The sequence below is a fragment of the Rhodospirillum rubrum ATCC 11170 genome, from assembly GCF_000013085.1.
Taxonomy (GTDB): Bacteria; Pseudomonadota; Alphaproteobacteria; order Rhodospirillales; family Rhodospirillaceae; genus Rhodospirillum; species Rhodospirillum rubrum.
Genome location: NC_007643.1, coordinates 2,230,786 through 2,244,482, shown reverse-complemented (window position 1 = coordinate 2,244,482; position 13,697 = coordinate 2,230,786). Strand labels below are relative to the sequence as shown.

General features: G+C 65.8%; 11 protein-coding genes. 8 read left to right on the top strand and 3 right to left on the bottom strand.

All coding sequences use genetic code 11. From position 1 onward, the window contains the following. Positions 1-91: 91 nt before the first annotated feature. Both RRU_RS10040 and RRU_RS10035 read left to right on the top strand, forming a co-directional pair. Positions 92-1,813 carry a L,D-transpeptidase family protein gene (locus RRU_RS10040; protein ID WP_237703750.1) on the top strand — a complete coding sequence of 574 codons (1,722 nt, stop codon included), beginning with the start codon at positions 92-94 and terminating at the stop codon, positions 1,811-1,813. Positions 1,814-1,976: 163 nt separating this feature from the next. Continuing rightward, positions 1,977-2,831: a helix-turn-helix transcriptional regulator gene (locus RRU_RS10035; protein WP_269147102.1), complete on the top strand. Its 855-nt coding sequence runs from the start codon at positions 1,977-1,979 to the stop codon at positions 2,829-2,831. 87 nt (positions 2,832-2,918) lie between these two features. Here RRU_RS10035 and RRU_RS10030 read toward each other — a convergent pair whose 3' ends face one another. Beyond that, entirely contained in the window at positions 2,919-3,527 is a 609-nt protein-coding gene (locus RRU_RS10030; protein WP_011389687.1) for a TetR/AcrR family transcriptional regulator, read from the bottom strand. 625 nt (positions 3,528-4,152) lie between these two features. Here RRU_RS10030 and cysG point away from each other — a divergent pair. Genes cysG through RRU_RS10005 form a run of 5 tightly spaced genes read left to right on the top strand, consistent with a single transcriptional unit; the run spans position 4,153 to position 8,932 of the window. After that, positions 4,153-5,652, top strand: coding sequence for a siroheme synthase CysG (gene cysG / locus RRU_RS10025; RefSeq protein WP_011389686.1), 1,500 nt, complete (start codon positions 4,153-4,155; stop codon positions 5,650-5,652). 32 nt (positions 5,653-5,684) lie between these two features. After that, entirely contained in the window at positions 5,685-6,017 is a 333-nt protein-coding gene (locus RRU_RS10020; RefSeq protein WP_011389685.1) for a DUF2849 domain-containing protein, read from the top strand. A gap of 2 nt (positions 6,018-6,019) precedes the next feature. Continuing rightward, positions 6,020-7,690, top strand: coding sequence for a nitrite/sulfite reductase (locus tag RRU_RS10015; protein WP_011389684.1), 1,671 nt, complete (start codon positions 6,020-6,022; stop codon positions 7,688-7,690). Continuing rightward, positions 7,671-8,207, top strand: coding sequence for a DUF934 domain-containing protein (locus tag RRU_RS10010; protein WP_011389683.1), 537 nt, complete (start codon positions 7,671-7,673; stop codon positions 8,205-8,207). The genes RRU_RS10015 and RRU_RS10010 overlap by 20 nt, the downstream gene beginning before the upstream one ends. Then, a complete protein-coding gene (locus RRU_RS10005; RefSeq protein WP_011389682.1) occupies positions 8,204-8,932 on the top strand; it encodes a phosphoadenylyl-sulfate reductase in 729 nt (242 codons plus the stop codon). Before RRU_RS10010 ends, RRU_RS10005 begins: the two co-directional genes overlap by 4 nt. 123 nt (positions 8,933-9,055) lie before the next feature. On the opposite strand, the gene leuA is transcribed toward RRU_RS10005, so the two are convergent. Then, a complete protein-coding gene (gene leuA / locus RRU_RS10000; RefSeq protein WP_011389681.1) occupies positions 9,056-10,732 on the bottom strand; it encodes a 2-isopropylmalate synthase in 1,677 nt (558 codons plus the stop codon). 636 nt (positions 10,733-11,368) lie between these two features. Between leuA and RRU_RS09995 the strand changes: the two genes are divergently transcribed. Then, positions 11,369-12,874 (top strand): acetyl-CoA hydrolase/transferase family protein, encoded by a 1,506-nt coding sequence (locus tag RRU_RS09995; protein WP_011389680.1) that lies wholly within the window; start codon positions 11,369-11,371, stop codon positions 12,872-12,874. A 51-nt stretch (positions 12,875-12,925) separates the two neighbouring features. On the opposite strand, the gene RRU_RS09990 is transcribed toward RRU_RS09995, so the two are convergent. Further along, the gene (locus RRU_RS09990) at positions 12,926-13,585 is read right to left on the bottom strand and encodes a pyridoxamine 5'-phosphate oxidase family protein (RefSeq protein WP_011389679.1); all 660 of its coding nucleotides are present in this window, start codon (positions 13,583-13,585) and stop codon (positions 12,926-12,928) included. Positions 13,586-13,697: the final 112 nt, after the last annotated feature.

The following is a 13,697-nucleotide window of genomic DNA, read 5'->3' as shown; positions in this document are numbered from 1 at the left end:
GGAGTTGTGGCCTATGACGATCGGCAGTTTTCCCGGTAAAGGCGTCCTCCGGGGCGCGACCTTCGGAGCGGTCCTTGGGCGTGGTGCTCTGATGGGTGTTTTCGCCGCCGCCCTTTTCGTGCCGGCCGTCCTCGCCTCGACCAGCCTGAACCCGCCAAGCGATCCTCTGGCCATCGGTCCGGGCACCCCGACCTATTCGCCCAGTTCCGCCACCCTGCCGCCTTTGGCCGCGCCGTCGGCGGCCGTTGCCCGCCCGGGGCTGGCCGTGGCCGAGTCCAAAAACGATGCCGCCGCCCGTCTGGCCAAGACCTATCGTGACCACCACGGCGGCAAGCCGCTGTGGATGAGCGGGGCGGCGGCCTCGCCGCGCGGGCTCGCCCTGATCGCCGCCCTGGAGGGCGCGTCCGAAGAGGGGATCGACCGCGAGGCCTATCGCCTGGGCGAGATCAAGCGGCTGCTGGCGCGCACCACCCCCGCCGATGCCCAGACCGCCGATCTGCTGATGGGCCGGGCATTTTTGCTTTTCGCCACCGATCGTCTGCTTGGGCAAAGCCGGCGCGCTCTGCCCTTTAGCGAGCGTCTGGCCCTTCTCGCGCGCGAGGAGGGGGTGATCCCCGAGGATTTGCTGGCCAATGCCGGCGCCGCGCCCGACTTCGGCCTGTTCCTGGCGACCCTGGCGCCGCCGACGCCCCAATACGACCTGTTGCGCCAGGGGCTAGTCCGCTATCAGGCTTTGGCCCGCGACGGTGGTTGGCCGACCGATCTGGCCGATGGCGCCTCGATCAAGCCGGGCGATCGCGATCCGCGCCTGCCCGAGATGCGGCGGCGTCTGGCGGCCGAGGGACTCGTCGTGGGAAGTGATCCGACCTTCATCGGCCCGCCGGACGCCGAGCTGTTGGATGACTTCCTGGTCGAGGCGGTCCGCATCTTCCAGGCCGCTCACGGGCTGAGCGCCGATGGCGTGATCGGTCGCGGTACGCTGGTCGACATGAACACCACCCCGGCCCAGCGCATCACCCAGATCCGCGTCGCCCTGGAACGTTGGCGGCTGTTGCCGCGCGCCCTTGGCCAGACCCATCTGCTGGTCAATGTGCCCCAATATCAGCTTTATCTGAACGAGGGGCGGACGACGGTCTTGTCGATGCGGGTGGCGGTCGGCCGCCAGGATTTCGAAACGCCGCTGTTTAGCGACACCCTGCGCTACATGGAATTCAACCCCTATTGGAACGTGCCGATCTCGATCGCCCAGGCCGAGGTCATTCCCAAGCAGATCGAGAATTCGGCTTATCTGGCCAAAAAGGGCTTCACCGTTCTGCCCCGTGGGGTCGAGGGCTGGGATGACGGCGTCGGTCATGAGTCGGTGGATTGGAAGGCCGACGCGGCGCGCAGCTATCGCCTGCGCCAGGATCCCGGACCGGCCAATCCGCTGGGTACGGTGAAGTTCATGTTCCCCAATGAATATGCGGTCTATCTCCACGACACCAACAGCCGGGGGGTCTTCGATCGCAGCGCCCGGGCGGTCAGCCATGGCTGCGTGCGCGTGCAGGAACCGGCGCTGCTGGCCAATTACATCCTTGAACGCTTTACCGACCGGATCGGCAAGACGGCGGCGGATTTCTCCGGCCCAACCCCCAAGGTCGTCCGTCTCAATCGCCCGCTGCCCATCCATCTGGTCTATATCACCGCCTGGGGCGGCGAGGGCGGCAAGGTGGCCTTCGTGCGCGATATCTATGCCAAGGATCGGGCGATCCGTCAGGCCTTGCACGATACCGCCGCCTCGCCCGACGCCGACGCCACCCTGGCGGCGAAATAGACGGCGACATAGGGGAGGGACCGGCGGCGGGATGGCCCGCCGGCCCCCTGACGGTGATTCCACGGAAGGTTGTTATTCTCGGGCTTTGCCGACTTGTTAGAGAGTCGTATCATATCCCTTGCGCCTCACCTGGGCGGGATTGCGGAAAGCAGGGGGGACAAGTGTGAACAAGGACTGCAGCCTCACCGTTGCCCAATGCGGCTTTCAAACCAGGCTTGCCGCCTGTGACACGCCCCGGTCGTGTTGGAGTCTGATGCGTCGGGAGTTCGAGGCGGCGGGCGTGCCCCATGTGTCCTATGGCGCCTTGTTCTCCCCCCATTATCGCAGCGATCCGGGCCGCGAGACGGTCTATATGTCCCATTTCGATCAAGCCTTCCTGGATCGCTACAGTCAGGCCGGACACCTTAGCCACGATACCGCCGTTCAATGGGTTTTCCGCTTTTCGCAACCGGTTCCCTGGGTTACGCCGCGTCGGCTCGCCGAGCTTTCGGAACGCCAGATCCGGGTTTGGGAGGAGGGGGAGGCCTTTGGCGTGCGCAACGGCCTGAGCGTCCCCGTGCGCTTTGGTCGCGATGGCAGCGCCGGTGGCCTGTTCTTCAGCGCCACCGGGCTTGGCGATGACGACTGGAGGGGCATTCTGACCGACAAGGGCGCCACCCTGGTCGCCCTCGCCTATACCTTTCATGAGGCCATGGAGCGGTTCCCGCTGTTTTCGACCCGGGTCAATCCGCAAGACCACGTCATCCATCTGACCAACCGCGAGCGCGAGAGCCTGATCTGGTCGGCGCGCGGCTGTCAGGTGGGCGAGGTCGCCGATCGGCTGGGCGTGGCCGATCGAACGGCCGAACACCATCTGGGGGCGGCGCGGCGCAAGCTTATGGCGCGCACCACCGCCCAGGCGGTGGCCCGCGCCCTGGCCATGGGCCTGCTGTTTGACGGGGTGGCGCCGCTGCGCCGCGCTCCGGGAGACCTGCCCTTTCCCGATCCCGGGGCCGATCTACAGAGCGTCTCGATCTGATCGACGGGGTGAAGGGTTTTGTCGATCAGATCGACAGGGTTGAAGGGTTTTGTCGATCAGATCGACAGGGTTGAAGGGTTTTGTCGATCAGATCGACAGGCTGGCGTGGATCTGGCGGGCGAAATACTGGGCAAGCTCGGCGGGCGAGTTCGGGCCCGTTGGGCTGTACCAGCGCGGGATGTGATTGAGCGCGCCAAGGATCTGAAAACAGCTGAGCTTGGGATCGACATCGGGCCTGATCCCGCCGTCCTCGCGGCCGGCGCGGATCAGATCGCGCAACGACCCCTCGAAGGCGTCGCGTCGCGCCATCACCTCGGTCCGCGCCGCCGGAGCCAGGCACGACAGATCGCCAATCAGCAGACAGACCCCCAATTCCCCGGTGGCGCGATCGACATAGGCGCGGACGAAGCCGTCGATCGCATCCAGACCGCTGGTGGCCTTGGCCCGGCCATCGGCCAGGGACGCCTCGCAGATCCCCAGCCCGATGGCATGGCAATGGGCCAGAAGCTCCTGTTTGCTGGCGACATAGTAGTAAAGCGCCGCCTTGGTGACGTTGAGCACGCGGGCGATATCGTCAAGCGAGGTGCCGTGGTAGCCAAACCGACTGAAAGCCTGCGCCGCTTCGTGAATCACCGCATCCCGCTTGCGCTGGAAGAGGGCCGCGGAATCAAGATCGGTGGTTTTCCAGCGGGTCATCGATGCATCCTTTTTGGGGTCAGGGCGGTAGAGACCCTGCGTATCTTATGGCGTGAGTAGAATTATCAAATCGTCGTTAAGCAGTTTTTTCAAGTTCGTATAACCCGCAATGTCGGTAAATACTTTTAAAAAATGTTAAATTAAATTTTAACACATATTCTTTGTGTTTTAAAAACCTTGACAATGTGGTTGAAGATGTAAAATTTAGAAGCCCTGGAGTGGCGCGTTGCAGACATTATGGACATTTCGGCCGTCGCGCCCAAGGGGGCAATCCAAATAAATCAATGGATTTCGCAAAGGCTTTTGGACGTGAGCAAGGCGAGGCACAGCGAGGGGCGACGGCGCGCCGGGGGTTTTGACGGCTTTTGTCGGCAAATCTCTTCAAGGTCCCGACGAACAGGCCCCGTGATGTCTTTCAGGGAGGGGCGATGTCGACGATCGGCCGGTGATCAAGGGAGGCTGGCGTCGTTTTCCTCCCCTTGGATCTTCGTTGGCCTTTTCGACGTCCTGTCGTCTCCGCGTGACTGATCGGCCGGCCCCCGGGGACCGGTCGCTCTCATCGGAACCCCGCCTTTCGCGATGCTTCCCGTAAGGGATCCTCGCCAGATTTTTATAGGGCCCGTCCATGGACAGCTTCCCGATTTTTCTGACCCTTACCGGGGTCCGCGTTCTTGTCGTCGGCGGCGGCGCCGCCGCGGCCGCCAAGGCGCGTCTGGCGCTCAAGGCCGGCGCCAGGGTCAGCGTTTTCGCGCCCGCCTTATCGGCCGATTGGCAAGATCTGCGCGGCCATCCCGCCCTTGATCACCGCCAGGGCTTTCCCGGCCAGGGCGGCGAGGAGGAGTGGCGCGACGTGCGGTTGGTCTATGCCGCCGGCGAAAGCCTGGAAGAGGACAGGGCCGTTCATGCCGCCGCCAGCGCCCGGGGGGTGCTGGTCAATGTCGTCGATCGCCCCGAATTATGCGATTTCCTGACGCCGGCCATCGTCGATCGCAGCCCGATCGTCGTGGCCATCGGAACTGGGGGGCGGGCGCCGGTGCTGGCGCGCCGGGTGCGCGCCGCCATCGACCGCTTGCTGCCCGCCCGGCTGGGAGCCCTCGCCCGGCTGGCCGAGGGCTTTCGCGGCACGGTCGCCCAAGCCCTGCCCGATGGCGACCGGCGCCGGCGCTTCTGGGACCGCTTCTTCGACGGCGCCCCGGCCCTGGCCGCCCTGGAAGGCGACGAGCCGCGCGCCCGAACCGCCGCCCTGCGCCTGCTCAATGACGGCGAGGCCCTGGACAACGGCGCGCCGGCCGCCGGGGTCGTTCATCTGGTCGGCGCCGGACCGGGAGACCCCGATCTTCTGACCCTGAAGGCCCAGCGCCTGCTCCAGGAGGCCGATGCCCTGGTTTATGACGATCTGGTGGGCGAGGGGATCTTGGATATGGCCCGGCGCGACGCCGCGCGGATCTACGTCGGCAAGCGCAAGGGCCGGGCGAGCCTGACCCAGGAGCAGATTGGCCGGTTGATGTGCGATCTGGCCGCAGCGGGGCGGGTGGTGGTGCGCCTGAAAGGCGGCGACCCGGCGGTTTTCGCCCGCCTGTCCGAGGAAATCGACGCCCTGGCCGCCGCCGGGGTGGCCTGGACGGTGGTGCCGGGGATCACCGCGGCTTCGGCCGCCGCCGCCGCCATCGGCATCTCGCTGACCGATCGTGACGGGGCGCCCAGCGTCACCTTGCTGTCGGGCCATCGGCGCGCTCCGGCGGCCGGCGAGAGCGAGGCCGCCGTCGATTGGCGGGCGGCGGCGCGGACCGGTGGCACCCTGGCGGTCTATATGGGCCTGTCACGGGCCACGGCGGCGGCCGAGGGGCTGATCGAAGGCGGGCTGTCGGCCGAGACCCCGGTGGCCGTGGTTCATGACGCCAGCCGCCAGGGCCAGCGCGTTTCGCGCGGAACCCTGGGCGAGCTGCCCCGGCTGGTCGCCCAAGGGGCCTTGGCCGCGCCCGATGCCCCGGGGCTGGTGCTGGTCGGCAAGGTCGTCGCCAAGGCCGGCCGCCTGCCGGCGATCGCCCCGGTTTTTTCCACCCCGCGCGCCTTCGCCGGCGATCCGTCCTTCGCCTCCCAAGCCCTGCCGTCCCAGGCGGGCTGAACGCGGTGTCTTCGCTTTTTAGGACCATGACCATGACCTCCTCCGACCCCGTCAAAGCCGGTTCCGTCTTTTCCGCCGAGGTGATCACCGCCAATCGCCTAACCGATGGCAAGGTGGTTTATCGCCGTGGCGATGGCGGTTGGTCGGCGGATTTGGCCGAGGCCCTGACCCTGTCCGGCGAGGCGCTGGCCGCCGAGTTGGACCGCGCCCGCGCCGAACCCGATACCGCCGTCGTCGGCATCTACAGCCACGCCTTGGAAGGTGGCGAACCCGCCCATTTGCGCGAAAGGATCCGCGCCCAGGGCCCCACCGTCCAGGCCGGCGCCGGTCTTCCCCTGTCCAAGATCCAGTCCAAGGCTTCCTGATCATGTATCGTTACGATGAATTCGATGCCGCCATTGTCGCCGACCGGATCAGCGAATTCCGCGATCAGGTGAACCGCCGCCTGTCGGGGGAGCTTGACGAGGAGGCCTTTCGCCCCCTGCGGCTGATGAACGGCGTCTATCTGCAGCTCCATGCCTATATGCTGCGGGTCTGCATCCCCTATGGCGAGATCAACGCCACCCAGTTGCGCCGCCTGGGCGCCATCGCCCAGCGCTATGATCGCGGCTATGGCCATTTCACCACCCGGCAGAACATCCAGTTCAACTGGGTCGCCCTGTCGGATATTCCCGCCGTTCTGGAAGAGTTGGCCGAGGTCGGGATGCATGCCATTCAGACCAGCGGCAACTGCATCCGCAACACCACCACCGATCCCTTGGCCGGCGTCGCCGCCGACGAGGTCGAAGATCCCCGGCCCTGGGCCGAGCTGATCCGCCAGTGGTCGACCTTCCACCCCGAATTCACCTTCTTGCCGCGCAAGTTCAAGGTCGCCATCACCGGCGCCAGCCATGACCGCGCCGCCATCCGCTTCCATGACATCGGCCTGGAACTGGCGCCGATCGGCGGCGGCGAGATCGGCTTCAAGGTCTTCGTCGGCGGCGGCATGGGCCGCACCCCGCGCCTGGGTCGGCTGTTGCGCGACGACCTGCCCAAACAACACCTGCTGAGCTACATCGAGGCCATCTTGCGGGTCTATAACCGCCAGGGCCAGCGCGAGAACAAATACAAGGCGCGGATCAAGATCCTGGTCGACAGCCTGGGGGTCGAGGCCTTCCGCGCCGAGGTCGATGCGGAATGGGAGGCGATGGGCCGGGCCACCATCGATGTGCCCGAGGCCGAGATCGCCCGCATCCAAAGCTATTTCGTGCCCCAAGACAGCGCCCCCGAGGACGGCGGGCTGGCGGCCTCGCGCGCCATCACCAAGCGCCGCGCCAGCGACCCGGCCTTCGCCGGCTGGCTCGATGCCAATGTCCATGCCCATAAGGTGGCCGGCCATGCCGGGGTGACGATTTCGCTGAAACCCGCAGGGGGCATTCCGGGCGACGCCACCACCGCCCAGCTTGAAACCATCGCCGATCTGGCCGAGCGCTATTCCAAGGGGCTGCTGCGGGTCACCCACGAGCAGAACCTGCTGCTGCCCCATGTTCGCCAAGAAGATCTGCCCGCGCTCTGGGCCGCTCTGGTCGCGGCCGGGCTGGAAACCGCCAATGTCGGGCGGATCGGCGATATCATCAGCTGCCCGGGCCTGGATTACTGCTCCTTGGCCACGGCGCGTTCGATCCCCATCGCCCAGGCGCTCAGCGCCCGTTTCGCCGATCCGGCCCGCCTGCGCGACATCGGCCCGATCACCCTGAACATCAGCGGCTGCATCAACGCCTGCGGCCACCACCACGCGGGCAATATCGGCATCCTCGGGCTCGAGAAGACCGGCAACGAGGCTTACCAACTGGTGCTGGGCGGCGCCGCCGATGAAACCGCCGCCATCGCCCGCATCACCGGCCAGGGCTTTTCCGCCGACGCCATCGTCGGCGCGGTGGAAACCGTGGTCGATACCTACATCGGCCTGCGCCAGGACGGCGAGACCTTCATCGAGACCTTCCGCCGGGTTGGCGTGACCCCCTTCAAGGAGGCCCTTTATGGCTCCGTTGCGGCTTGATCGCCCGGTTCGTCCGGCCTCGGACCTTGTCGTGCTCGACGCCCTGGCGGCGCTTCCCGACGATGGCAAGGCGCTGGTTCCCTTGTCGCGCTGGAAAGGCGAGCGCGCGGAGCTGATCGCCAATGGCTTCGCCGGCGGCGTCTGGCTCGAGTCGGGCGAGGGGCCGGAAGACTGGGGGCCGACCCTGGTGGCGGATCTCGCCGTCCTGCCGGTGATCGGCCTGCGCTTTCCCCGTTTCACCGATGGCCGCGGCTATTCGGTGGCCCGCCTGCTGCGCGATCGCTTCGGCTATCGCCACGAGCTGCGCGCCCTGGGCGGGATCGGTCTTGATCAGGTGACCTTGCTGGCCCGCTGCGGGATCGATGCCGTCGAGTCCGAGGTGCCGCTCGCCCCGCTGGCGGTCAGCGCCGTGCTCGATCGCCTTCGTCATGTCTATCAGCACGCTTCCGACGGTCGCTCGGCCCTATGGGCGGCCCGCGCGGCGGCATCGGCGCAAGCCGAGGATGGCTTGGCATGACCGCCGAAGTCGATGTCTCGCCGGCGATCGAGGATCTGCTCGGCCGTCATGGCGACAGCGCCGCCGAGGCGATCTTGGAGGATGTTCTGAAGCGGGCCTTCGTGCGGCGGACCGCCCTGGTTTCGTCCTTTGGCACCGAGGCGGCGGCGCTGTTGCACATGGTCGCCGCCATCGAACCGGCGACCCCGGTGCTGTTCGTCGATACCGGCCGGCTGTTTGGCGAAACCCTGCGCTATCGCGACCGGCTGGTCGAACGTCTGGGGCTCACCGATGTGCGCAGCCTCAAGCCCGAACCGCGGATCGCCGCCGAGGATCAGGATCTGATGCTGTTCAGCCGCGATGCCGACCGCTGCTGCTACCTGCGCAAGGTTCTGCCGCTGCGCAAGGCGCTGGAAGGCTTTGATTGCTGGATCAATGGCCGCAAGGGCCATCATGGCGGCGGGCGGGCGCAGATGCCGGTGGCCGAGGCCGATGGTTTTTTGGTGAAAATCACGCCGCTGGCGCGCTGGGGCGCCGATGACGTCGACGCCTATTATGAAACCCACGACCTGCCGCGCCATCCGCTGTGGGAGGATGGCTTTCCCTCGGTCGGCTGCCTGCCCTGCACGGTGCGCGCTTCGGCCGAGGATGGCTTCCGCGCCGGACGCTGGGCCGGGGCGCAGAAGACCGAATGCGGCATTCATCTGCCGGTGGCCGAGGTTCTTCGCCGCGCCGGCGGCTGCTGACGAACCGGCGGACCCGCTTCCCGTGGAAGGTGGGTCCGCCGCTCTCAGATCTTGATCGTCAGGCAAATCGTCGTCGCCCTCTGGTCCAGGGGGCTCGGGATTTGCTCGGGCCGTCTTCCTGCCTTACTTGTCGCTCAGGTGGTTGGCGGCGCAGAGCACCGCCTTCAGCGAGGCGACGACGAAGTTGGCGTCGATGCCCACGCCGTAATGGGCGCGGCCATCGGGCAGGCTGGCCTTGATGAAGGCGACGGCCTGGGCGTCCGATCCCGGGCGCAGGGTGTGCTCCTCGTAATCCTCGATGGTGATCGCCAGACCGCTGTCCTTGCGCAGGGCGTCGACCAGCGCCTCGATCGGACCGGTGCCGCGGCCATCGATATCGCGCACCTTGCCACCGGCCTTGACCGTGGCGGTCAGGATGCGCTGGTCCTTGCCGGCCGGATCGGGACGGGTGTGGTGTTCCAGGAAGCTATAGGGGCTGCCGGCGCCGAGATAGGTTTCCTCGAAGGTCTTCCACAGCCCGCGCGAGGTGATCTCCTCGCCGGTGGTGTCGGTGATCGCCTGCACCACCTTGGAGAATTCGACCTGCAGGCCGCGCGGCATGCGGATGCCATAATCGCGTTCGAGGATATGGGCGACGCCGCCCTTGCCCGACTGGCTGTTGACGCGGATCACCGCTTCATAGCTGCGGCCGATGTCCTTGGGGTCGATCGGCAGATAGGGCACCTCCCAGACGTCCTGATTGGTCTTCTCCATGGCATGCAGGCCCTTGTTGATGGCGTCCTGATGGCTGCCCGAGAAGGCAGTAAAGACCAGATCGCCGGCATAGGGGTGGCGGGGGTGGACGGGCAGGCGGTTACATTCCTCGGCGATTTCGCGGATGTGATCGATATTGGAGAAATCGATGCCCGGATCGATGCCCTGGGTGAACATGTTCATGCCCAAGGTCACCAGATCGACGTTACCGGTGCGCTCGCCATTGCCAAACAGCGTGCCTTCGATGCGATCGGCCCCGGCCATCAGCGCCAGTTCGGCCGCCGCCACCGCCGTTCCCCGGTCGTTATGGGGATGCAGGCTGATCAGCACTCGGTCGCGATGGGGCAGGGCCCGGCAGAACCATTCGATCTGATCGGCATAGACATTGGGCGTCGCCATCTCGACCGTCGAGGGCAGGTTGAGGATCAAGGGCGCCTCGGCGGTCGGCTCGAAGACTCCCATCACCGCCTCGCAGATCTCCACGGCGTAATCGAGTTCGGTGCCGGTGAAGCTTTCGGGCGAGTATTGGAAGCGCAGTTTGGTTGAAGCCGAGGCCTTGGCCGCGCCCTCGCGCACCATTTCGGCGCCGCGCACCGCCAGATCGGTGATGCCGGCGCGGTCGAGGGCGAATACCACCCGCCGCTGCAGGGTCGAGGTTGAATTATAGAGGTGGACGATGGCCGAAGACGCGCCCTCGAGCGCCTGGAAGGTCCGGCTGATCAGGTCTTCGCGGGCCTGGGTCAGCACCTGGATGGTGACATCGGCCGGGATCATGTCGCGTTCGATCAATTGGCGCAGGAAGTCGAAATCGGTTTGCGAGGCCGAGGGGAAGCCGACTTCGATTTCCTTGTAGCCCAGCTCGCACAGCAACTGGAACATGCGGACCTTGCGATCGGCGCCCATCGGTTCGACCAGCGCCTGATTGCCGTCGCGCAGATCGACGGCGCACCAGATCGGCGCCTTGGTGATGGTGGCGCTGGGCCAAGTGCGGTCGGCCAGGGCGACGGGCGGGAAGGGTCGGTATTTCTTGGAAGGATCGATCATCATCTCGGAAAGCGCTCCTTGGCGCTGGGCTTTTCATGGCGGCGAACGGGGGAGGAGAGAGCGGTGCATGGCCTGGAAACCGGCCGCCGGGAGGCCGTTAAGCCCCGGCGACCGCTCCTTAGTCGTCCCGGAAGCCGGAGTCGCCCAAAGGGTGACATCAGCCAGAGTCGCCCAAAGGGTGACATCAGCCAGAGTCGCCCAAAGAGCGAGATCGGCGAGCTTCGCCCGCAGGGCGATGTCATCGGCAAGCCCTCCGCAGGCGAGGCCGGCGGAAAGAAGAAACGGCGAGACGGGGAAAAGGGGTGTAACATGAGGGCAAACCCGGTACCTGCGAAGCGACAACGACGAAAGGCCCGCTGGAAAGCGAGCTTTAAAGAAGTCGTAGAAGCTTGGGTGCGGTTTGCATCATGGTGAACCAAGCCTGCACCGCGCCAGGGTCTGCCGTCAAGGGCGTTGTGCGCTGGCTCCCTTCGCTTTCGAGCGACGCGTCCTCACCGACGCTGACATGTTTAAAACGCATATCACCCGTGCGAGGATTGTTCTCATCACAAGGCTGGTTGCGATTGCAGCCAAGGGGGCGCATCGTTACCGTTCCCGTCAAGCTCCCCGCAGTGTGGATGCAACAACCAGGGAAATGCCATGTATCGGGACCGTATCCGTCACCCCTCCTTGTTTGGCAAGGTGGTCAGCGCCGAAGAAGCCGCTAGCCTGATCAAAGATGGGATGACCGTTGGCATGAGCGGTTTCACCCGTTCGGGTGAGGCCAAGGCCGTCCCCTTTGCTTTGGCCGAACGGGCCAAGACCGATCCTCTCAAGATTACCCTGTTGACCGGCGCCTCGCTCGGCAACGATCTGGACAAGACCCTGGTCGAGGCCGGTGTTCTGGCCCGCCGCCTGCCGTTTCAGGCCGATCCGGCCCTGCGCAAGGCCATCAACCGGGGCGAGGTGATGTTCATCGATCAGCATCTCTCGGAAACCGTCGAGATGCTGCGTACCCGCCAGCTTGGCCCCATCGATGTCGCGGTGGTGGAAGCGGTGGCGATCACCGAGGACGGCGGCATCATCCCCACGACCTCGGTCGGCAATTCGGCGACCTTCGCCATCCTCGCCGAAAAGGTCATCATCGAGATCAATCTGTCCCAGCCCGTCGAGCTTGAAGGGCTGCACGACATCTATATTCCGACGCGCCGCCCCTTCCGCGAGCCGATTCCCATCGTGGCTTGCGAAAGCCGGGTCGGCCTGCCGTTCATCCCCATCGATCCGAGCAAGATCGCCGCGATCGTCGTCACCGAAAAGAAAGACAGCGCCGCCACCGTGGCGCCGCCCGATGCCGATACCCGCGCCATCGCCGGCCATCTGATCGAGTTCCTGCGCCACGAGGTCAGCCTGGGGCGCCTCAGCAATACCTTGCAGCCGCTGCAGGCGGGCATCGGGTCGATCGCCAACGCCGTGCTGCACGGCCTGATCGAGTCGCCCTTCCACAGCCTGAAGATGTATTCGGAAGTGCTGCAAGACAGCACCTTCGATCTGTTCGATGCCGGCAAGCTGCTGTTCGCCTCGGGCTCGTCGATCACGCTGTCGGAGGAAAAATACCGGGCGGTCCTACCCAATCTCCCCAGCTACAAGAACCGCATCTTGTTGCGGCCCCAGGAGATCAGCAACCACCCCGAGATCATCCGCCGCCTTGGCCTGATCGGCATTAATACCGCTCTGGAATTCGACCTTTACGGCAATGTCAATTCCACCCATGTCGGCGGCACGATGATGATGAACGGCATCGGCGGATCGGGAGACTTCGCGCGCAACTGCTATCTGTCGGTGTTCGTCACCAAGTCGATCGCCAAGAACGGGGCGATTTCCAGCGTGGTGCCGATGGTCAGCCATGTCGATCATACCGAGCATGACGTGGATATCCTGATCACCGAAATCGGTCTGGCCGATCTGCGCGGTCTGGCGCCGCGCGAGCGGGCCAAGGTGGTGATCGATAACTGCGTCCACCCGGCCTATCGCGATCAACTGGCCGATTACTATCGCCGGGCCCTGACCCGGGGCGGCCATACCCCCCATCTGATCGAAGAGGCCTTCTCGTGGCATGTGCGGGCGGCCAAGACCGGTTCGATGCGCGAAGCCGTGGCCGCCGACTGACAAACGCCTTGTCGGCGGGGCCTTCCGGCATGGGGGGCCCCGCCGGAATTATCAGGGGGCGGGATGGCGGGCGCGCAGGCGCTTGACCGAGTCCGGCAAAGCGGCGGTGGCGTTCTCCTCGGCGGCCAGCGGGGCGCCGGCGCTGAGCGCCACAGGAACCACCCCGGTCCAGATCGGCAGCCCGGCATCGGACGCCGGGTCGCTTGGCGGACCCTGGCGTTCCTTCAACGAGGCTTCGGCCAGATCCAGGCGCAGCACCGCCGTCGCCTTCAGTTCCGCCTCGGTCATCGGCCGGCATTCATCCCAGCGACCGGGCGCCACCTGATCGGTGATCGCCGCCAGCCCCCGGGTCTTTTCCTCCGGGTCGCTGACCGCTTGCGCCGTTCCCAAAACCATGACGCTGCGGAAATTCAAGGAATGGTGGAAGGCGCTGCGCGCCATGACCACGCCGTCGATCTGGGTAACGGTTAGACAAACCGCCAGGCCGCCCTGGCGTCCGCCGGCCATCAGCCGCGAGGCCGGGGCGCCGTGGATATACAAAACATCATCGATGCGGCCATAGCAGGTCGGTACGCAGGCCGGGCCGCTCTCGGTGGCGAAGGCCAGATGGCAGACGAAGGCGCCATCAAGCACGGCGAGGATGGCCTCGCGCTGGTGGCTGCCGCGCTCGGGATGGCGACGAAGCTGAACGCGCGGCGAGGGATCGGTCATCGTCAAGGTCCTCCTGGGGGGAAAGCTGCTGTCTGCTCCAGGGATGTGCCCTATCCAGGTGGTCGCGAAAAGATCCAGCCTATGACAAAGTGATGGGTCCACTTTCCGTGCG

Excerpts from the sequence above, each read along its gene's own strand:
- RRU_RS10040 (WP_237703750.1), top strand. The coding sequence starts at position 92 with ATGGGTGTTTTCGCCGCCGCCCTTTTCGTGCCGGCCGTCCTCGCCTCG.
- RRU_RS10030 (WP_011389687.1), bottom strand. The coding sequence starts at position 3,527 with ATGACCCGCTGGAAAACCACCGATCTTGATTCCGCGGCCCTCTTCCAG.
- cysG (WP_011389686.1), top strand. The coding sequence starts at position 4,153 with ATGGACAGCTTCCCGATTTTTCTGACCCTTACCGGGGTCCGCGTTCTT.
- RRU_RS10020 (WP_011389685.1), top strand. The coding sequence starts at position 5,685 with ATGACCTCCTCCGACCCCGTCAAAGCCGGTTCCGTCTTTTCCGCCGAG.
- RRU_RS10015 (WP_011389684.1), top strand. The coding sequence starts at position 6,020 with ATGTATCGTTACGATGAATTCGATGCCGCCATTGTCGCCGACCGGATC.
- RRU_RS10010 (WP_011389683.1), top strand. The coding sequence starts at position 7,671 with ATGGCTCCGTTGCGGCTTGATCGCCCGGTTCGTCCGGCCTCGGACCTT.
- RRU_RS10005 (WP_011389682.1), top strand. The coding sequence starts at position 8,204 with ATGACCGCCGAAGTCGATGTCTCGCCGGCGATCGAGGATCTGCTCGGC.
- leuA (WP_011389681.1), bottom strand. The coding sequence starts at position 10,732 with ATGATGATCGATCCTTCCAAGAAATACCGACCCTTCCCGCCCGTCGCC.
- RRU_RS09995 (WP_011389680.1), top strand. The coding sequence starts at position 11,369 with ATGTATCGGGACCGTATCCGTCACCCCTCCTTGTTTGGCAAGGTGGTC.
- RRU_RS09990 (WP_011389679.1), bottom strand. The coding sequence starts at position 13,585 with ATGACCGATCCCTCGCCGCGCGTTCAGCTTCGTCGCCATCCCGAGCGC.